The sequence below is a fragment of the Secundilactobacillus sp. MJ173 genome, from assembly GCF_059704265.1.
This window is the reverse complement of sequence record NZ_BAAKGN010000022.1, coordinates 25,859-44,216: the sequence shown is the minus strand read 5'-3', so window position 1 is coordinate 44,216 and position 18,358 is coordinate 25,859. Positions and strand designations below refer to the sequence as shown.

The window sequence follows — 18,358 nt, the reverse complement described above, 5'->3', positions numbered from 1 at the left end:
GATCGATTTCACATTATTCAGCTAGCTGGACGAGCTCTTGATCAAGCTCGTATTCAAGCTTTTCAGACCATCTCTGATCACCGTTCACGTCTCTATCGCATATTGAAAACTTATTGGCGTTTATTCCATCAAAATCAGGCCACTATAAACGACGTTAAACCCGTCTATTTACGTGGTGTTAACGAATATATGACGCAACAGAACGCCATCGATTTGATTTTGTCGGCTTTTCCACGTTTCGCGGCTGTTTATGCCACTTATCAAACGATTCTAACTGCGATTAAACAGCGCAACGTAAACCAATTAGCTGCCTTAATTGACCATTATCAATGTAATCGAACCAGTATGGACACAGTAATGAACACCCTTAATAAAAACCGTCTGGCCATCTTAAATGCCTGTCGTTACAGTAATTCCAATGGGCCTTTAGAAGGTATTAATCGTAAGATTAAGACGTTAAAGCGTAACTGTTATGGCTTTCGTAATCTCAATAATTTCTTTAACCGCATTTCACTGATTCAGAAATAAAAAAACACAGCCACAAGAATATGTGACTGTGCATATGGAGGCACCACCAATACAACTTGACGATGACCCAGTTAAATAACCTTCTCTTAAGTTCAAACTAATTAAAGTAATTCAGCGAAGACATCTTCGCTTTGGTTCATAAAGTTTTCGCCTGGGTGAATCACGGTAACTTCAATTCCATCGAGAGCTTCTTGCATTAAGCCTTCTACGTCGATCAGTTTTTCAAAGTTACGCGTTTTCTCCAAGTCGGGACGGGTCTTTGGTGCTGGCGGTGTAAAAATCGTACAGCAGTCTTCGAAAGGTAAGATTGATAACTCATAAGTGTCGATTTTTTCGGCAATTTTGATAATCTCGGTCTTATCCATTGAAACTAAGGGCCGCAATACTGGTAACGTCGTCACATCGTTGATGGCCATCATGCTTTCAAGGGTCTGTGAAGCTACTTGTCCAAGGGATTCGCCTGTAAAGACACCCTTATCACCACGAGCCAGTGTGATGGCAGCCGTAATTCGCAGCATCATCCGACGTTGAATGGTCATTAAGTAACCTTCTGGCACCTTTTCTTTAATCGTTTCCTGTACCTTAGTAAAGGGTACTTGAATAAAGTTGATGCTACCAGCATAACCAGCAACCTTTGAAGTAAGCTCTTTAGCCTTAGCTAACGCTTGTTCACTGGTGTATGGCGGACTAAAGAAGTGCACCATATCAAGTTTAACGCCCCGCTTCATGCCGAGATAAGCGGCTACCGGCGAATCAATTCCGCCAGAAAGCATCATGGTTGCTTTACCACCAGTACCAACAGGCAAGCCGCCGGCACCAGGGATGGTTTCGCTACTTAGAAAAATACCGTTCAAGCGGACTTCCACTCGCAACGTAATATCAGGGTTCTTCATTTTAACCTTGATTCCCGGAACGTTACGTAAAATATGGCCACCTAGCTTATCGTTGATTTGGTTGGTGTCATATTCAAATTGGTGGTCCTGACGACGAGTATTGATTTTAAAGGTCATACCAGGTTCGTATTGTGCTTGGATCATTTTGAGGGCCGTTTCTTTAACGGCTTCAAAATCTTTTTCCAGCTTGATCACTGGTGAGAAGTTTTCGATACCGAAAACACCCTTTAAACGTTCGATGACCGCTGTTGAATCATTGCCATTCAGTGCAACGTGCAACCGGTCATACTGCGCATGGATATCTAAACCTTCAAAGTCATGAAGGCTATGACGCACATTTCGGCCAAGTTGGCGGATAAAATCTTTCCGATTCTTTCCCTTAGTCGAAAGTTCCCCATAACGCACCATAATTTCAGAATATTGCATATGGTTCTCCTTTTCGTTTAAGTCTTACGCTGATAAAATTTTAAACTTATCGTAAAGCTGGTCAAAAACCTTGATGAACTCATCTGCTTCTGCCAACGTATTATGGTCATCTAGTGAAATCCGAATGGCACTGGTAGAAAGGTTTTCAGGAATGTGCATTGCAGTCAGTGTGCTTGATGCTAAGTGCTTCTTAGAGCTGCAAGCACTGGTCGTTGAGATATAAATGCCTTGTTCCTCAAAAGCGTGCACAATGGTTTCGCCACGAACACCTTGAATGGCAAAACACAAAATATGCGGTGCAAAACCATCATTGTCCTCAGAAAAAGTAGTTACCAACGGGAATTTTTTAACGTGGTCAAAGATTCGCTGCTTAATCTCAGCTTCTTTGGCAACTTTCTGCTTCTCATCCGTTAACAATAACCGCAAAGCCTTTGCCATGGCAGCAATTGCCGGCAAGTTTTCGGTACCGCTTCGCAGATTACGTTCTTGTCCACCACCAGTAAGCAATGGTGCAATCTTGCGACCACGACGCGCGTAAATAAACCCAATTCCCCGCGGTGCATGGAATTTATGTCCAGAAAAGCTGACAAAATCTACCCGATCATTCATGATCAAATCTTGAATACCCTTACCAATTCCTTGGACAGCATCGATATGAAAATGAATTTTCGGATAATCTTTCAAGACTTCAGCTGCTTCTTTTAAGGGCTGAATTGTCCCAATCTCATTATTGACAGCCATGATGGAAACTAAGATCGTCGTTGGCCGAATGGCAGCTTTTAAATCATCAATCGAGATTCGACCGTGCTCATCTACGGGTAGATAAGTGACTTCAAACCCTAACTGCTTCAGCTGTTCCATAGAATTATGAATAGCGGGATGTTCAACAGCAGTGGTGATCAAATGATTACCAAACTGCCGTTTTTCAATTGCGGTCCCCTTCACAACCCAGTTGTCGCCTTCAGTACCACCACTAGTAAACAGAATCTCGCTTTGAGATGCACCCAGTAAATCGGCAATCTGCTTGCGGGACTGTTCCAGTAGGTTAAAAGCATCTTCACCAAACTGATGTAAGCTAGAAGGATTACCCCAAATTTTTTCGCTTACTTTATCGTAAGTAGAAACCACTTCGGGATCGGCCTTCGTTGTTGCACTATTATCAAAATAAATCATGTATAATCTGCCTCTTTGCGTTTTAGATTGGTTCGACTCCAATCAAATAGACTGGGGTTGATTATATAGGATATGAAGGGGGGAAGCAAGTGTAAGGTGCGAAAGCGGGCATTTAGAGAGCGAAGTGTAAGGGGCAGACTGCAAAAATTCTGGTCTTGGATTTGTGTGGTCAGTCCTTTATGCAGCTCTCTGCCCGTTGCAGCCCGATTCGGCAATAAACAATATAAAAAGCACCGCCATCCATAAAGGATTAGCAGTACTTTATTAATCTTATGCTACTTATCCGAAACCTCGCTCGTTTCTTCCTCAGCCACTGGATTCTTAGACTTATAGTAACGGTCTTCCAACCGTTTATAAGATCCTGGCTCTACTTCATCTAAGACAGTCGCAATGGTCTCCAGACTCTTAGGATAATCGTAATCCTCGTCAAACAAGCGCTGTGCTTCTTGACTAGCAGTTGCAACCTCTTCATGAGTCATTCGATACCGGTTCGCATACTGAATCAATTGTTCCGCCAACTGAGCACTATCAATCAAATCGTTGGTCTTTTCAGTTAAAATATCCAGGTCAGACTGAATCATAATCAGTTGTTTGGTAATATCTTCCATATTGATCTGAACTTGGTTCATGTCATTCGTCAACTTATCGATTTCATCGCTAACAACTTGGTAATAATCCAAGTAACTTTTGGCTACCCCGGGTAGATTCAGATTCTCAACCTCACGGCGAATACTGTGCAATTTGAATTCAAATTGCTGCAGATTCTGATTAGCCTGTTCTTCTTCTTTAGCCAAGCCAGCAACGGAATCATTAATTTCTTGCTGCTGTTTTTCAATTTGGGTTAAATCATGAATCTGGCGCGTTTGACGTGCTTCAACCTCCGTATAGACAGCATCATTGCTATGAATGTTTTCCACATCTCTTTGATAAGCCGTTTCAATGTGACGAAGTTGTTCAGTGAACTCCCGAGTCGTTTCTAATTCATGATGATCCAACGTATAGTTGTGATTCAATCGCTCCAATTCCTTCATCAACAAACTGTTCTGATTTTGAGCATGACTGATAAATTTAGACAGATAATCAAGGTTGGGGGTAACTTTAGTCTTGGCTACCATCTCATTTTGCATCAAATCATAGAACCGATCGATTTTGGTGGATAGTGCAGTATCTGCTTGTTTAACCGCATCAATGTTTAATTGGGCCAGCTGAGTTTTACTTTGTTTGATTTCCGCAGGTAGCGCGGCGATTTGATCTCTTAAATCAGCAACTGGGAATTTGTAACCTTGGGCTGACAACTCGTTTTCGCCCTGTGTCAATTCTTTAATCTGAGTTGGAAATTCAGTCTCAAGATTCGTCACTAGCGGCGGAATGGCTTTTAGCATTTCATCTAAGTGGTCAGTATCAGTCTGAAGTTGTTCTAATAACTTAGCTGCCTCTTCATGATCGCCCTTGCTAGTTACTTCCCGGAAATGATCGTTATCGTCTTCTAACTTACCTAACTGTGTTTCAAGGCCGTCAATGGCATCACCATACATAAAGTTCTTCGCCAGCAACGTTTTACGCAAGGATTGATAACGTCCTTCTAACGTTTTTACAGCCTGTTTATGCTGTGCATCAATTTGCTTGAGTTCAGAAACCTGATCTTCAACTTGTTTGATGGCCTGCTTAGCAACTTCCAGTGAAGCAGTCGCTTTTTTAGCTTCTTGCTGAGCCGCCATCACATGGTACTGCTTAGCGCTATTAATGGCGTCATTAACTTGCTGTTTGAGTCTTGGCAGCCGGTTTTCCCGCAAATCACCAAAATCCGTGGTAAGTTGTTCCACGTCTTTCAGCGTCTTACCCGTTAAACTCATGGCACGAACTTGGTCAACCGAATCACTTAACTCATCAATCGTCAGTTCTTCTCTCTTTTGATCGATTCCCTTCAACCGTCTGATCAGATACTGCTGGTAGATTAATATACCGGCATATATGACAATTGCCAGGATAATGACTCCTATTAATATCCTAAACATCTAATCCCCATCCTTCATTACCAAAATACATTTTAATATGTATATTAGATAGATAATGTTTGATTTTTAATCAAATACCCATTAAAATCTATACCAGCTTAAATTATAGCATACCTTGTGAAAAGGCTTCACCTGAATTTCAAGTTTCATAAACTAAAACGTAAGAGGTAATCAAAATGACGGAAACAAAGACCACAGTTTCAATGATGAATCAGCAGCTAGATGCACTTTTATATAATGAAACGAATTTGATTGCCAATCTATCAAACGCTTCAGCATTATTGAACCAGACCATGTCTGACCTTAACTGGGCTGGCTTTTATCTCTACCAGCCAGAAGAAGACGAACTTTTGCTTGGCCCGTTTCAGGGTAATGTTGCCTGTGTACATATTAAGAATGGCAATGGTGTCTGCGGTACAGCGCTAAAAACGCAGCAACCCCAATTAGTTGAAGATGTTCATCAATTTCCAGGCCACATTGCCTGTGATTCTGCTAGCAATAGTGAAGTCGTTATTCCACTAACAAAAGACGGCGTTAAAATCGGTGTGATGGATCTCGATTCACCCAAATTTGGTCGTTTTACAACGGATGATCAAGAAGAGCTTGAACAATTCGCCGCTATTCTGTTGAAACATATTGACATTAAGTAGTCATTGGAGATACACTGGTGTTTGTGTAAAATAATGCAGCGGTGAGCGGTAAGCTCGTCAACAGATCACTGCCAAAAGGTGGTTGGGTAAGTAACCTGCGGCTGCACAGGGTGAAAACCGCAAAGGGATCTGCACGAATATCAAACTCACGTCAAATTATTTTACTCCAACTAAAATTTTTGGAGGAACTATCTATGTCTCGTTATACAGGACCAAGCTGGCGTGTTTCACGTCGTCTTGGCGTTTCACTTTCAGGTACTGGTAAAGAATTAGCACGTCGTCCATTCGCACCCGGCGAACATGGCCAAGGCCGTCGTTCAAAGCTTTCCGAATATGGGACCCAATTACGTGAAAAGCAAAAGCTACGTTTCACTTACGGTTTGACTGAACGTCAATTCCACAACTTATTCGTTCGCGCAGGTAAGATTCGCGAAGGTAAGCATGGTGTTAACTTCATGATCTTACTGGAACGTCGTTTAGACAACGTGGTTTACCGTTTAGGTTTGGCAACTACTCGTCGTCAAGCTCGTCAATTGGTTAACCATGGTCACATCACTGTTGATGGCAAGCGCCTTGACATCCCTTCATACGAAGTTAAACCTGGTCAAGTGATCAGCGTTCGTGAAAAGTCAAAGGATATGCAAATCATCAAGGATGCTGTTGAAGCCGTTGTTGGTCGTCCTCAATACGTTGAGTTCGATGCTGACAAGCTTGAAGGCAAACTTGTTCGTTTACCACAACGTGAAGAATTGGATGCAGACCTCGACGAATCTCTTATCGTTGAATACTACAACCGTTAATAAGCGTTGTTTAACTAAAGAAAAGCAATTTGCACGTTATGTGCAAATTGCTTTTTTTATATGCTTCTACTGAATCAACTGACTAAAAAGCGGTCGCAGTTCGAACACTGTTTTAAGCACCTCTTGTTGGATTTGCTTTTCATGATCAAAGATGGCGTCCCCACGCAACCACTGGCGGCCAACTAAAAAATCAGCTTGTTTAACCTGCCGATAATGGCTCAGTTGCTGAGCCAATCCCTCAGCTGAAATTTGACTTGAGATTTTTGCCATGTGGTTTGGGCTAATCTCATAGTCATTATCGAGTTGCGCGAATTCGGATAGTAGCTCAGACAATCGCTGAGTCATTTGTACTCGCTCTTTCACTTCTGCCAAGCTAGCCAACCAAACAAATAATCGATCATCCCAAAACCCAATCATCAGATGTGGATTCATTTTATAACCACGTTTATTCGTGCTGAAGGCAACCCAAGTATTCATTGGTGGATTCTTATGACGTCGTAAGTGCTTGGCAACATGCGCATAGATTGGTGTTTGAAAACCTAGCGTTTTGATCACTTGTGGCGCTAACCGCTCAAATTTAGGGTCAATTTCTGCCCGTATTCCAGCCATCCGCCCCGCTAAAGTTTGATCATCAAAAACTTGGAAATCAGAATTATTAAACAAAACAACTCCCCCATTCTTCATAGTATCTGCGTTCATATAGACATGTTACAATAGTCTTACTATTAACGAAAGTTGGTGTTACGCAATGCCCGACAAAGATCCAATGACGTCTCACTTGGATAACGCCATGTATGGCCCGCCAAAGCTACATCCCGATGAACAACGAACTTACTTAGGAACGTTTCGTGAACGTGTGTCCTTACTGATGTCCATTGAACAACTGCAGAACGGCAAATATTTAGCAGCGTTTCAGACTGAACTGGTTGCCCACCCTGACTACCAGGTAATCTTCAACGGTCACACCGGCATGTCAGCATTAAAACCGTATCTTCAAGTGGCGGGTCAGCTTCAGCGTGCGTTTACGATCGTTCAAGATGATTTCTATGGTCATCAGCCCACAGATTCCGGCTTAGTCGTCATTTCAAAACAAGCCATTAATGCATTCCCGATTAAAGTTGAGGACAAAGTGACTGATCAGCCAGATGCCGTACAGCCAGTTACTAAAAGTGAGCCATCAACGTTTTGGAACAAAATGAAAAAGCATCTCGGCCTTTAAATTATTGGAAAGAAGTCAAACTATGCCACAACCTTTAGCCTACCGCATGCGACCACAGCGGATCGAAGACGTGGTCGGACAGCAGCACTTAGTTGGTCCGGGTAAAATCATTTCCCGAATGGTCAAAGCGAAAATGCTGTCATCGATGATTTTGTACGGACCGCCTGGCACTGGTAAAACCAGTATTGCCAGTGCCATTGCTGGCTCAACCAAGTATGCTTTTCGAAAATTAAACGCTGCAACGGATTCCAAAAAAGATCTCCAAATCGTCGCAGAAGAAGCCAAAATGAGCGGTACCGTCATTCTATTACTAGATGAAATTCACCGGCTAGACAAAACGAAGCAGGATTTTTTACTGCCACATTTGGAAAACGGCCGCATCGTGCTGATCGGTGCCACAACTGAAAATCCGTATATCAGTATTAATCCCGCAATTCGTAGCCGAACACAAATTTTTGAAGTGAAACCACTGATGCCAGACGATATCCGTACAGCGATTGATCGTGCCCTCACCGATAAAGAAAACGGTCTGGGTAAGCAACAGATTGATTTGGCACCGGAAGCTGAGCGTCTATTAACGACCGCCACTAATGGCGACTTAAGAAGTGCCCTCAATGGCTTAGAATTAGCGGCTAAGTCCACGGATTCAACCGATGGTGTGATTCACCTCACCCTGCCAATTATTGAAGAATGCCTGCAAAAAAAGGCGTTCAGCCATGATAAAGACGGTGACGCGCATTATGATGTTATTTCCGCCTTTCAAAAATCAATCAGGGGAAGCGATACCGATGCTGCTCTACACTATTTAGCCCGGTTAGTAACCGCTGGTGATCTTCCTACCATCGCCCGTCGCTTAACCGTGATTGCTTACGAAGATATTGGCTTGGCTAATCCACCAGCGGCTGCCCGCGTGGTGGAGGCTGTTACTGCCGCACAGCGATTGGGTTTCCCAGAAGCACGAATTCCCCTTGCTGATGCGGTGATTGAACTCTGTTTATCACCAAAATCAAACTCTGGTATGATGGCAATTGACGCTGCCATGTCAGATATTAGTTCAGGTCATTATGGCGACATCCCTGCCCACTTAAAAGACTCCCATTACAAGGGTGCAGCTGACCTGGGTCATGGTGTCGACTACAAGTATCCACACAGCTTTAAAAACGACTGGGTAAAACAGCAATATCTGCCAGACAAAATTAAGAATGCACAGTATTACGAGCCTAAAACAAACGGTAAATTCGAAACAGCTCTAGCACAGCAATACGAACGACTGAGAAAAGCTCAGCGGTCTTAAGAAGAATCAAAATGGCAAATTGAGCTAAAATATGCTAATATGTATGTAAGTTCTAGGGTGTGCGCGTTGTCCACATACGTGTTTGCCGAACAACTAATGTTACATTGGGACATGGGTTAACTCTTCCGGATTGCAGGCCTTTACACTTGGTAGCATGAACGCAGATATACCCGTCCCACCTGCTTATCAGCGGGCCAAAACCTATCGGACAAATTAACGGCACTATTAGATCTTCAAAGTGGCAACACTTTGGGGCTGGCTTGCACCTTGTAAGTCAGCTTTTTTATTTTACAACAATAAACCGGCGTAAAGCCTTGGAGGTTCCCTGTGGTTATTAATATCTTGATGATTCTGTACGTGTTGCTCACCTTTTTTATTGGCTGGTTCTTTCTCACCCATACACACCGGCCATTTCTCGTTTTCCATCCCGAAGAAAACCCTAACCTGTCAGGAATTGTTAAATTTGGTGGCTGGTCCTTAATCGTTGTCGGTGTCATAGCTGCAGTGGCAACCATCATGCAAAATGACGTTTTTATTTCCATGACGCTTTTAATTGGTGTACTGGACATTCTCGCCATTCAATTAATGCTGGTTCACTTCTTCCCGAAGATTAAATGAAAACGGTTTACATTTCTCTTTTTATTTAACGAAAAATAACGTAGAATAGAGGTAACAAGTAGAGAGAGGTGAGTCATCATGTTACAACAATACAAACACATCTTAGTTCCAGTTGATGGTTCCTACGAAGCCGAGTTAGCATTCGAAAAAGCTGTGGCTGTTGCCAAAAGAAACGATTCTGACCTGCATCTGGTTCACGTTGTGGATACCCGGGCATTTCAAAATATTTCTAGCTTCGATACAACGATGGTTGAAGAAGTAACCGATACTGCCAAGAAAACCTTGGATAAGTATATTCAACAAGCAAAAGATGCCGGCGTTAGCAGCGTTGACTACTCGATTGAATACGGTGCACCAAAAACCATCATCGCTCGTGACATGCCTAAAAAATTGGGCATTGACCTCATTATGATTGGGGCCACTGGTCTAAACGCAGTGGAACGGTTATTGATTGGTTCTGTCACCGAATACGTTACCCGTACAGCCGTTTGTGATGTTCTGGTTGTTCGGACAGACTTGGAAAATAAGCCAGCTAAGCAACCTTCTAAAAAAACTGAGAAATAAGGTCAATCATCAAAAAGAGGTCACTCAAAATTTGAGTGGCCTCTTTTGCTATCTTGTTTTATCTCTAGATAAAAATAATCATCAAACTGCCTCGGAAATTTCATCATGCCGATAACATTCTGCTAGATGATCATTCACAATACCAGACGCTTGCAGTAGCGAATAACAGGTTTTAGGCCCAATCCGTTTAAAACCTAGATGCCGTAGCGTCTGCGCTAATTCTGATACAAACCACTCCACATCAAGTTTTTCAGCTGGTTTTAAGTGATGATCTAACGGCATACCATTAACTTGCTGCCATAGCGTTTCACTTAAGCTCCAGTTTAATTCGTGCAAACTGCTCAGTACCCGCGCGTTTTCAATAACGGCATCAATTTTCTGACGATTACGAATGATTCGCTGATCGTGATATAAATCCTGTAGCTGAACTGGTGTAAGCTGTGCTAATTTATCCGGTTCAAACTGTTCAAAAGCCCCTCTTAAAGCCTCTCGGTATTTCAAAATCAAATGCCAAGTTAATCCCGCCTGAAAAATCTCTAGGGACAAGTTTTCAAATAGCTGTCGTTCATCATGAACGGGGACACCCCACTCTAAATCGTGGTAAATCAACAATTGCGGACTCTTTTCTGCCCACGGACATCTGGTTGTCATCTCTTCAACTCCTTATAGAGCTAAATACGAAAAATCAACAGAATTGGTTCACCACGTTTTCGACAATTGCCCAGTTGAACTGCTTAAGTGGCTGTCGATTCATTTGCTGGAGCTGTGTCAGCTGATTGGTTATCTGCCCATCCACACCAAGTACTCGCATGACCTGCATATCAGTCACCTTATCTGGTGTCCAAACAAACACTGGCGCACCAATTGAATGGGCCTGCCTAATCATCGTCGTATTAAGGCCGATCGCCTGAAGCGAGTAAAAATCAGCGGGTAAGTTTTTAATCGACATCACGTTTAAAGGCACGATGTACCCAACTATCAAATTAGGATCAAGTTGTTTCAGCTTTAGAACTGATTGATAACTCATGGTGTGCACAAAATCGTGACTGCTGATTAATTGTTCACCAAACTGATTATCAAAACGTTGAATCATGTCCGCACTGTCTTGTGGCGTCACCTTGATTTCAATGATTAAACGTTGGTTGACTTTTTTCGCAGCCTTCAAATAACTGGCTAAACTCACAATTGTAGTGACTTTACCATTCTTTTCGGCACGGTGTTTTTTCAGTTGATTTAAGGTCAGATTCTGAATATCTGTCACCTTTGCGCCCGTCTCTGTTTTCAAGCTCACATCCTGACCATGTGACACAACGAACTGGCCATCTTTGGTTTCTTGAACATCAATCTCCACAAAATTAGGTTTATGCTTAACCGTGCTTTCAAACGCATCTAACGAATTGGGAACACCGTTATTCCCAATCACACCGCGGTGCGCGATGGTTAGGCTTGGGGAAGCCGCAACTGAGCCAAAATGAAAGGCCTGAAACCCGAAAAGAATTACTAGCAGCATCACTAGCCCAGTAGGAAACCAGGCCATGCTGTGTAAATGGTCATCATCCTCAGAAAAATCTGGTTGAAACTTAGGTTGAGCAATGGATTCCCAAACGATTGCAAGTAAGAAGACACTCAGTCCTACCAGTGAAAAAATCACTAATACAACCAGTGCGAACAAACTGGTCCCATTGCCGATACCATTGGAAAGCTGTTGACTTAATGCCCGCAGTCCATGGACAACTAGGTGATTAATGATGAACATTGGCAACCAGATGGCAATTAAGGGTCGCAAAAACCATACTAAACGATGCCAGCCGCTAATAGGAACCAATTCTGGCTTAACAGTTACTCTTAAATAACCCAGCAAGCGAAGAAATACATACAACAAAACGGCATACAAGACCATCAAAATGGCCACAACAACCCGCCGCTGCATGACAACCGTATCCACCCAATTAATGGGTAACATGATCAGGTTTAGTACTGGCGCTGTAAAGCCTGCGTCACCAAAGGGTAACCACAGAACCGCCAATAAAATCACTAAAGCCACCAATTGCAACCACCGCTTAGATAACCTGTGCCAAGCGGTCAGTATCAGCAAATCGGTTTGATTTAAAATGGTTTTATTGGTGGTAAACGCGGTTAAAATCAAATTCAACTCAAAAATCAATCCAGATAAGAAGCCAATAATCAAGATGACTTTAATGGCAACAAGACCTGGATTTAACATGAGAATATGCAGCGTCATTAAAACTGCTAGCAATAAGAGCCAGCCAAGATTAACCGCGCGTACTTTTAATAATTCATAACTCGTTTGAAATAAACGTCGATAATAATTGATTGGTTTCACCCTTTCACCCACTATGCCAGAAAATCGATCACCGAACGCAAATATTGCATGATTGCATCGCTGAAGTCGTGTCTAACAATCATTGATTCAATCAGGCGCCCACGATTATATATTTGATTCCAGCCTGACTGACTTTCTTGCTGCTGGATGACAACCAGTTCCTGCCGCCAATGCTTAAGCTGCTTTAAAAAGTAGTCAGCATATAACTGATTCTTATTGGTTAACCGGGCAAAATAACCCGCTAATCGCTGGGGTTCCCCAAAAATTAGCGCACCGTCCAGTGTCTTATAACGTTCGATGATAATGGCCATCAAAAAAAGTTTGTCAGCCCGTGTCAGCCGTTCTCGTTCTGATAATTCATCTAATAGATTACCAATGTGCGTAAAGGCGTGCGCCCAGCCATTGGTTTTAATGAATCCCCGAGTATCAGCTTCCAGTACCATGTACAGCGCTAATTGGTTAACCACCTGATCAACCAACTTCTGGTCCAGAAAATGGTAACCCGCGCGATCGGCATACAGCAGGACAGAAAGTAACAATACCGCAAACGCCCGTTGATAAACAGCATCATTTTCTGGTTCAAGAATGTGAGCAAAAAGAACCGTGTCACTTGTCAAATAGCGAACGATCATTGTCATTTGCTGGTTTGAAAGTAAGTGTTGCTGAATCAGATCATTGAATAAGAAATAAATACCCTTATCCCGGACACTTGGATCTGAAGACCCAATATGCCTTACCAGTTGGAGAACTTGCTCGTCATTAACCGTAGCCAATGATTCTGCTTTCAATTGATCGTTCAACTGTGTCAATAGGTCTCGAATGCCGTCACTATCATCAGGTAACTGTACCTCAGTTGTGACCGTCTCACGGTTCACGGAGGTCACTAACGTTTCTAGTCGAGTGCCCAGTGACTGAAACAGTTCCCCGGCGTTTACCCGTTGGCGTATTTCGTTTAGCTGTTCACGTATGTCATCTATCTGATTGTTGGCTTCCACTTTTCTCGCTCCGATCTTTAAACATATTCTTATTTTAGCACGTTTATGACTGGCGAGAAAATGGGAGCGTTTATCTTGGCACACGGAAGCGCAGCGTTAACCGATAACTAATCAATAACATCACGATAATGTAAATTGAGCCTGATATCATCGGTGCAAACGCAACGAAGTGACTGGTATCAGTTGCTTGATTCATGCCAACGATAAAGAGTAGAAAATCGCCTATCCAAGTCAGCTTTAAACTAGTTTGATCATTCAACATAATGAGGACCGCCAGTAGGACAAAGAGTACCACTGGCATCCCAATAATACTGATCCGTTGAACGCGTCGATTAAATAAACCTAAGCATGATCCAATCACCATTCCTGTGACCATAATGCAGGCAATAAACAGCATCGTAATGATCAACACCGAGATTGCATTAGCAATTGGTGAATTGAAATAATGCCCATAAAGGACGCTAAAAGTCATCAGCGGATTTTTATTGATGAAATGGTGGTAGAACACGCCGTACAGCAGATTAATACCCTCACCCACCACCAAGATGACGGTCAAGGCATACAATTTACTGAAGAAATAGGTCTTTCGTCCCAAGCCATTTTGAATAAATAACTTGAAGCCATCGTAGCTGATACCGCCATACACGAATAAGTAGAAACTCAAAATTAACGCTGGCAAAAATTGCGGCAAGTAGTCGCTAATATCGTAAATATTGATGCGACCTAGAACCAGAGAAATAGCGAACGGTAAGATCACTACCACGGCAATCGACCAAAGGTAAACCCAGCCGAAAGATTTGAAGTAATTTTTGAGCTGATATGAAAAGGCTGCTTTAATTCTCAACGGTTGCCACCTCCTGATTAGTCAAATAGATAAATAGACGCTGCAAATCAATATGGCTGATTGACACGGTATCCGGTATCGGTCGATCATCATTCAATTGACCGTAGACATATTGGACCCTCAGGTTACCTAAAGCTTCGTGGCCAATGACATTCAAACCAGTAGTATAGGCTTCAACGTCCGCCGTTGGGCCAGTTACAGCAAAGCCTCTATCCAAAACGTTCTCAGTAGTATCATTCACGATAATATGATGATCCTGTAAGACCCAAACTCGTTCAATTAAATTACTGACCTCTTCGATCAAATGCGTCGAAATCACAAAACTTCGTGGTCGCTTAGCATAACTATCCAACAGCGCATCATAAAATAGACGGCGATGATTAGCATCCAGCCCTAACGTTGGTTCATCCAAGAAGACGTAATCAACGTCCACTGCTAAAGCGATAATTAGTTTCATGATTGACCGAGATCCCGTCGACAATTTATTGAAGCGGGTATCGGTATTAAGTTCGAACTGTTCAGCCAATATTTTTGCTAACGCCATATCCATTCCTTGATAGAGCTGCGCTGTTAATTTAAAAATCTCCTTCACTGGCATCCGTGATGGGTAAAGATTGGCCTCGCTCATCAGATAAATGCGGTTAAGCACATCATCATTATCCGTCACCGGTTGCCCACCAATGGTCACTTCTCCGTCGCTTAACGGAATTCGATTAGTAATAATATTAAATAACGTACTCTTCCCAGCACCGTTTCTTCCCAGTAACCCATAGATGGTTTCTGGTTCGATTGTGAGATCAATACTACTGAGAACTTGCTGTTTCGCAAATTGTTTACTAACTTGATTAATTTTAATTGGCTTAGGTTTAGCCATTATTGAACCCCCTTTTTATCATTTCAAGAATGGTTGTTTCTGGTAAGGTTAACTTTTTAGCCTCTTTCACTAGGTTAACCACGTAATCTTCGTAAAATTCTGTCTGTCGTTTTTCCCGAATTTTAGCGTGAGCGCCAGTCGCCACAAACATCCCTAGGCCACGTCTTTTTTCCAAGAAACCATTGCTGACCAAAATATTCATCCCCTTAAGGACCGTGGCAGGATTGATGTGAAACTGTTTAGATACCTCAGTCGTTGAAGGAACTTGAGTGCCCTCTTCAAAGCTGTTTGTAAAAATTGCTTCTTCAATTTGTTGCGCGACCTGAAGATAAAGTGGTTCAGTACTATTAAAGTCAAACTGCATGATCCACCATCCAATCCTTCCTTTCACCGCTAACTACTTATCGATTATGAGCTTGGGTAACACAATATGCTCATATAGTTTAACGGTTATAATGTAATAAATCATATACAAGACAAAGAAAATTGTAAATGGCAACCAAATTTGATAATAAGGATTGAGCATCAATACTCTGAACATTTGAAGACCAAATATAACGTGAACCACGCCAACAATTGCCGGTAGTACAAACAATACAAGAATTTCTCGAGCAATTGAACCGCGTAATTGCGAAGGCTGAGCACCAATTTTATTTAGCATCTCATAGCGTTTTTTATCAGTTGTGGCACCGCTAAGGATCTTAAACATCAGACAGCTGGCAAGCATCGCTAGAAAGGCAATTCCTAAGAAGAAGCCCATAAATTCAAGACCGCCGAACAGCGCCGTACTGAGAACAAAAGTACTGTAAGTCCCTGGAATTGTTTCCACCGATGGACTGCCTAGACTGACAACGATACGTTTCAGTCCAGCCTTATCAGCCTGCAAATTTTTAACCCTAAATAGCACTAATTGCTGTGATCGACCCGGCAGCTGGTCAAAAGCCGTTCGCGAAACCAATCGGAACGCTTTTTGAGGTGCCTTTGGCTGCAGTGCCATCAACTTTTCGGGGTGCTTTTTTAACTGAGTGCTGGTAAGATTGCGATATGTGGGTGATGCCAGTCGATTTTTTTGTTTTGCATCTAATGGTGAATTGAAACCAGTAAACTGCAACGGCTGTTTTTTCAGTTGATCAGCACGATAATAGATTACCTGATTCGTTTCTTTTTGCTGATAAGTCACCTTTGTATCTAAATTTAATTCATTAATCAACTGACTGGTCTTATGTGATGGGTTTTTAATGGCCATGGTATAGGCATTACTAGCCGTAGATAAAGCTGTTACCTGTCGCTGTAAACCAATGCCAACCGTGATTGCGCCTAACGACAGGGCAATGAGAATTGACACCACTGACAAAATTTTAGTGTAATTATGAATCCGAAAACTAAGTTGCGACAGCGTAAAGCTTCTTAACCCGTGGTTAGCCCAATCGGAACGCTTAAACAATAAAATTAGCCAGACAAAAATCGCGTTGAATAAAAAATACGTTCCCAACACAACGGTAACTAAGCCAATCGGGATGGTACTTAACGCGAACTTTGCGATGTGACTCATAGCGTAATAGCCAGCCATCAGCAAGAGAACGCCCACTACGACCTGCAATAGCTGACTAACAGGTTTTAGTACGGGTCTGTTAGGCTGACTGTCGCCCTTTAATAATTGAAGAACAGCCGTTTTGGTTAAAGTAAACCGATTAATTGCACCAGCAATTAAAAACAATACCAAGTACAGCACAATGGTAGTGACTACTGCAGGAAAATAAAAAGCGCTAAAATGCTGCAGTTTGGTGCCAATCATCCGGCTCATTAGGAAAGGTCCCACCGATACAGTGAGCCCCCAACCTACGAGTGTACCGATTACACTAGCGATTGTGCCAATCACCATTGTCTCAACTAAAATTAACTGGCCAATTTTGGCTTGCTTCGCACCAAGCATCATAAATAAGCCGTAGTCATGTCGCCGCATACTCATCAAAAATGAATTGGCGTAAAAAACATAAACCAGTGTGATGATGGTCAATAAAATGGCCCCAAATAAAAAGATGAAGTTAGCACCGGTAATGGTTTGCGCATTAGCTTTAATAAACGCCTTATTAGTCGCTAATGATTCAAACATGTAAAAAATGGCGCTGGACATGATCAACCCGAAAAACAGCACAACGTAATCTTTTAGCCGACTCTTAATACCGGCAAATGCGAGTTTGTTTAACATTTTGCTATCCTCCCTTAATCAAATGTACCAAGCGTATCAAGAATAGCTTGGTAGAATTGCTGACGGGTTTGAGTGCCCTTCCTAATTTCTTGTCCAATTTTGCCATCTTTAATGAATAATATTCGTTGACAATAACTGGCAGAAAACGGATCATGGGTCACCAACAAAATGGGAACTTGCTGGTCATGATTGATGGTGGTCAACATTTCAAGCAGATCTCGTGCACTGTTCGAATCCAAGGCACCCGTGGGTTCATCACCGAAAAGAATGGCTGGATGGGATACCAATGCTCGTGCTGCGGCCACTCGCTGCTTTTGACCACCAGAAATCTCCGTGGGGTATTTCTCTAAAATGGCTTCGATGTTCAACTGTTTGGCAACTCGTTGTACTTCAGACTGAGCTTTCTTACGGCCAATATTCTGTAATGAGAGCGGTAAAGCGATATTTTCATAGTTAGTTAAATTCTCCAATAAATTAAAATCTTGAAAAATAAAACCAACTTGCTTAGCCCGAAAATCGGCAATTTGATTGCCCTTCAAGTTAGTCAAAACTTGCTGATTAATTTCTACTTCACCTGAAGTTGGTTCGTCCAATGTTGCCAGGATATTGAGCAACGTAGTTTTTCCTGAACCTGAAGCACCCATAATGCCAACAAATTCGTCCTTAGTCACATCAAAACTAATACCTTTTAATGCTTCGTACTGCTTCTCATTCGCCTTACCATAAGTTTTATGCAAGTCTCTTACTGAGACAACTGGGGTATCTGTCATGATTCTCCTCCATTATTCACGCGTAGTGTCTGTTTTTGTTATTTGGTTAGTTACTCATGTAGCTAACTATAAAGGTAAGACGGTAATTTGTCAATTGTGGCTTTCAATGTGATTAACGTACATCCTTTCTCTTTATCTTGCC

General features: G+C 42.3%; 19 protein-coding genes and 1 other RNA gene. 8 read left to right on the top strand and 12 right to left on the bottom strand.

Features of this window, described 5'->3' with window-relative positions:
• Positions 1-528: transposase (locus AC6H04_RS03705; protein ID WP_497570411.1), on the top strand; the 528-nt coding region annotated here is incomplete at its 5' end.
• 101 nt (positions 529-629) lie between these two features.
• Here AC6H04_RS03705 and thiI read toward each other — a convergent pair.
• From thiI to ezrA, 3 genes are all read right to left on the bottom strand, one after another.
• On the bottom strand, positions 630-1,847 hold the full coding sequence (gene thiI, locus AC6H04_RS03700) for a tRNA uracil 4-sulfurtransferase ThiI (RefSeq protein ID WP_497570410.1): 1,218 nt from the start codon (positions 1,845-1,847) through the stop codon (positions 630-632).
• Between the two features lie 24 nt (positions 1,848-1,871).
• Positions 1,872-3,020: a cysteine desulfurase family protein gene (locus tag AC6H04_RS03695; protein ID WP_497570409.1), complete on the bottom strand. Its 1,149-nt coding sequence runs from the start codon at positions 3,018-3,020 to the stop codon at positions 1,872-1,874.
• Between the two features lie 275 nt (positions 3,021-3,295).
• The gene (ezrA, locus tag AC6H04_RS03690) at positions 3,296-5,035 is read right to left on the bottom strand and encodes a septation ring formation regulator EzrA (protein WP_497570408.1); all 1,740 of its coding nucleotides are present in this window, start codon (positions 5,033-5,035) and stop codon (positions 3,296-3,298) included.
• A gap of 176 nt (positions 5,036-5,211) precedes the next feature.
• Between ezrA and AC6H04_RS03685 the strand changes: the two genes are divergently transcribed.
• Both AC6H04_RS03685 and rpsD read left to right on the top strand, forming a co-directional pair.
• Positions 5,212-5,685 (top strand): GAF domain-containing protein, encoded by a 474-nt coding sequence (locus AC6H04_RS03685; protein WP_497570407.1) that lies wholly within the window; start codon positions 5,212-5,214, stop codon positions 5,683-5,685.
• A 194-nt stretch (positions 5,686-5,879) separates the two neighbouring features.
• A complete protein-coding gene (gene rpsD, locus AC6H04_RS03680; protein ID WP_098826499.1) occupies positions 5,880-6,485 on the top strand; it encodes a 30S ribosomal protein S4 in 606 nt (201 codons plus the stop codon).
• A gap of 66 nt (positions 6,486-6,551) precedes the next feature.
• Here the strand turns inward: rpsD and AC6H04_RS03675 are convergent, their stop codons facing one another.
• The gene (locus AC6H04_RS03675) at positions 6,552-7,148 is read right to left on the bottom strand and encodes a DUF1054 family protein (RefSeq protein ID WP_497570406.1); all 597 of its coding nucleotides are present in this window, start codon (positions 7,146-7,148) and stop codon (positions 6,552-6,554) included.
• An 85-nt stretch (positions 7,149-7,233) separates the two neighbouring features.
• Here AC6H04_RS03675 and AC6H04_RS03670 point away from each other — a divergent pair, with 85 nt between their 5' ends.
• From AC6H04_RS03670 to AC6H04_RS03650, 5 genes are all read left to right on the top strand, one after another.
• Complete coding sequence (locus AC6H04_RS03670; RefSeq protein ID WP_497570405.1) at positions 7,234-7,704, top strand: YueI family protein; 471 nt, start codon at positions 7,234-7,236, stop codon at positions 7,702-7,704.
• A 22-nt stretch (positions 7,705-7,726) separates the two neighbouring features.
• Positions 7,727-8,998, top strand: a complete 1,272-nt coding sequence (locus tag AC6H04_RS03665; protein ID WP_497570404.1) for a replication-associated recombination protein A — start codon at positions 7,727-7,729, stop codon at positions 8,996-8,998.
• Positions 8,999-9,044: 46 nt separating this feature from the next.
• A non-coding RNA gene (gene ssrS, locus AC6H04_RS03660) (6S RNA) lies at positions 9,045-9,234 on the top strand.
• 91 nt (positions 9,235-9,325) lie between these two features.
• Positions 9,326-9,616 carry a hypothetical protein gene (locus tag AC6H04_RS03655; protein ID WP_098826506.1) on the top strand — a complete coding sequence of 97 codons (291 nt, stop codon included), beginning with the start codon at positions 9,326-9,328 and terminating at the stop codon, positions 9,614-9,616.
• A gap of 78 nt (positions 9,617-9,694) precedes the next feature.
• Positions 9,695-10,180, top strand: coding sequence for a universal stress protein (locus AC6H04_RS03650; RefSeq protein WP_497570403.1), 486 nt, complete (start codon positions 9,695-9,697; stop codon positions 10,178-10,180).
• A gap of 81 nt (positions 10,181-10,261) precedes the next feature.
• Here AC6H04_RS03650 and AC6H04_RS03645 read toward each other — a convergent pair whose 3' ends face one another.
• From AC6H04_RS03645 to AC6H04_RS03610, 8 genes are all read right to left on the bottom strand, one after another.
• The gene (locus tag AC6H04_RS03645; RefSeq protein WP_497570402.1) at positions 10,262-10,831 is read right to left on the bottom strand and encodes a DNA-3-methyladenine glycosylase I; all 570 of its coding nucleotides are present in this window, start codon (positions 10,829-10,831) and stop codon (positions 10,262-10,264) included.
• A gap of 34 nt (positions 10,832-10,865) precedes the next feature.
• Positions 10,866-12,524 (bottom strand): glycerophosphodiester phosphodiesterase, encoded by a 1,659-nt coding sequence (locus AC6H04_RS03640; RefSeq protein WP_497570401.1) that lies wholly within the window; start codon positions 12,522-12,524, stop codon positions 10,866-10,868.
• Between the two features lie 11 nt (positions 12,525-12,535).
• Entirely contained in the window at positions 12,536-13,519 is a 984-nt protein-coding gene (locus AC6H04_RS03635; RefSeq protein WP_497570400.1) for a DUF2785 domain-containing protein, read from the bottom strand.
• A 70-nt stretch (positions 13,520-13,589) separates the two neighbouring features.
• Entirely contained in the window at positions 13,590-14,363 is a 774-nt protein-coding gene (locus AC6H04_RS03630; protein WP_497570399.1) for a hypothetical protein, read from the bottom strand.
• The gene (locus AC6H04_RS03625; RefSeq protein ID WP_497570398.1) at positions 14,353-15,237 is read right to left on the bottom strand and encodes an ATP-binding cassette domain-containing protein; all 885 of its coding nucleotides are present in this window, start codon (positions 15,235-15,237) and stop codon (positions 14,353-14,355) included. Before AC6H04_RS03625 ends, AC6H04_RS03630 begins: the two co-directional genes overlap by 11 nt.
• Positions 15,230-15,601 carry a GntR family transcriptional regulator gene (locus AC6H04_RS03620; protein ID WP_497570397.1) on the bottom strand — a complete coding sequence of 124 codons (372 nt, stop codon included), beginning with the start codon at positions 15,599-15,601 and terminating at the stop codon, positions 15,230-15,232. Before AC6H04_RS03620 ends, AC6H04_RS03625 begins: the two co-directional genes overlap by 8 nt.
• A gap of 33 nt (positions 15,602-15,634) precedes the next feature.
• Positions 15,635-17,446, bottom strand: coding sequence for an FtsX-like permease family protein (locus AC6H04_RS03615; protein ID WP_497570396.1), 1,812 nt, complete (start codon positions 17,444-17,446; stop codon positions 15,635-15,637).
• Between the two features lie 14 nt (positions 17,447-17,460).
• Positions 17,461-18,216 carry an ABC transporter ATP-binding protein gene (locus AC6H04_RS03610; protein ID WP_497570395.1) on the bottom strand — a complete coding sequence of 252 codons (756 nt, stop codon included), beginning with the start codon at positions 18,214-18,216 and terminating at the stop codon, positions 17,461-17,463.
• Positions 18,217-18,358: the final 142 nt, after the last annotated feature.

What these genes read in the sequence shown, in the direction of transcription:
- thiI (WP_497570410.1), bottom strand. Translation starts at nt 1,847, where the DNA reads ATGCAATATTCTGAAATTATGGTGCGTTATGGGGAACTTTCGACTAAG.
- AC6H04_RS03695 (WP_497570409.1), bottom strand. Translation starts at nt 3,020, where the DNA reads ATGATTTATTTTGATAATAGTGCAACAACGAAGGCCGATCCCGAAGTG.
- ezrA (WP_497570408.1), bottom strand. Translation starts at nt 5,035, where the DNA reads ATGTTTAGGATATTAATAGGAGTCATTATCCTGGCAATTGTCATATAT.
- AC6H04_RS03685 (WP_497570407.1), top strand. Translation starts at nt 5,212, where the DNA reads ATGACGGAAACAAAGACCACAGTTTCAATGATGAATCAGCAGCTAGAT.
- rpsD (WP_098826499.1), top strand. Translation starts at nt 5,880, where the DNA reads ATGTCTCGTTATACAGGACCAAGCTGGCGTGTTTCACGTCGTCTTGGC.
- AC6H04_RS03670 (WP_497570405.1), top strand. Translation starts at nt 7,234, where the DNA reads ATGCCCGACAAAGATCCAATGACGTCTCACTTGGATAACGCCATGTAT.
- AC6H04_RS03665 (WP_497570404.1), top strand. Translation starts at nt 7,727, where the DNA reads ATGCCACAACCTTTAGCCTACCGCATGCGACCACAGCGGATCGAAGAC.
- AC6H04_RS03650 (WP_497570403.1), top strand. Translation starts at nt 9,695, where the DNA reads ATGTTACAACAATACAAACACATCTTAGTTCCAGTTGATGGTTCCTAC.
- AC6H04_RS03645 (WP_497570402.1), bottom strand. Translation starts at nt 10,831, where the DNA reads ATGACAACCAGATGTCCGTGGGCAGAAAAGAGTCCGCAATTGTTGATT.
- AC6H04_RS03625 (WP_497570398.1), bottom strand. Translation starts at nt 15,237, where the DNA reads ATGGCTAAACCTAAGCCAATTAAAATTAATCAAGTTAGTAAACAATTT.
- AC6H04_RS03620 (WP_497570397.1), bottom strand. Translation starts at nt 15,601, where the DNA reads ATGCAGTTTGACTTTAATAGTACTGAACCACTTTATCTTCAGGTCGCG.
- AC6H04_RS03615 (WP_497570396.1), bottom strand. Translation starts at nt 17,446, where the DNA reads ATGTTAAACAAACTCGCATTTGCCGGTATTAAGAGTCGGCTAAAAGAT.
- AC6H04_RS03610 (WP_497570395.1), bottom strand. Translation starts at nt 18,216, where the DNA reads ATGACAGATACCCCAGTTGTCTCAGTAAGAGACTTGCATAAAACTTAT.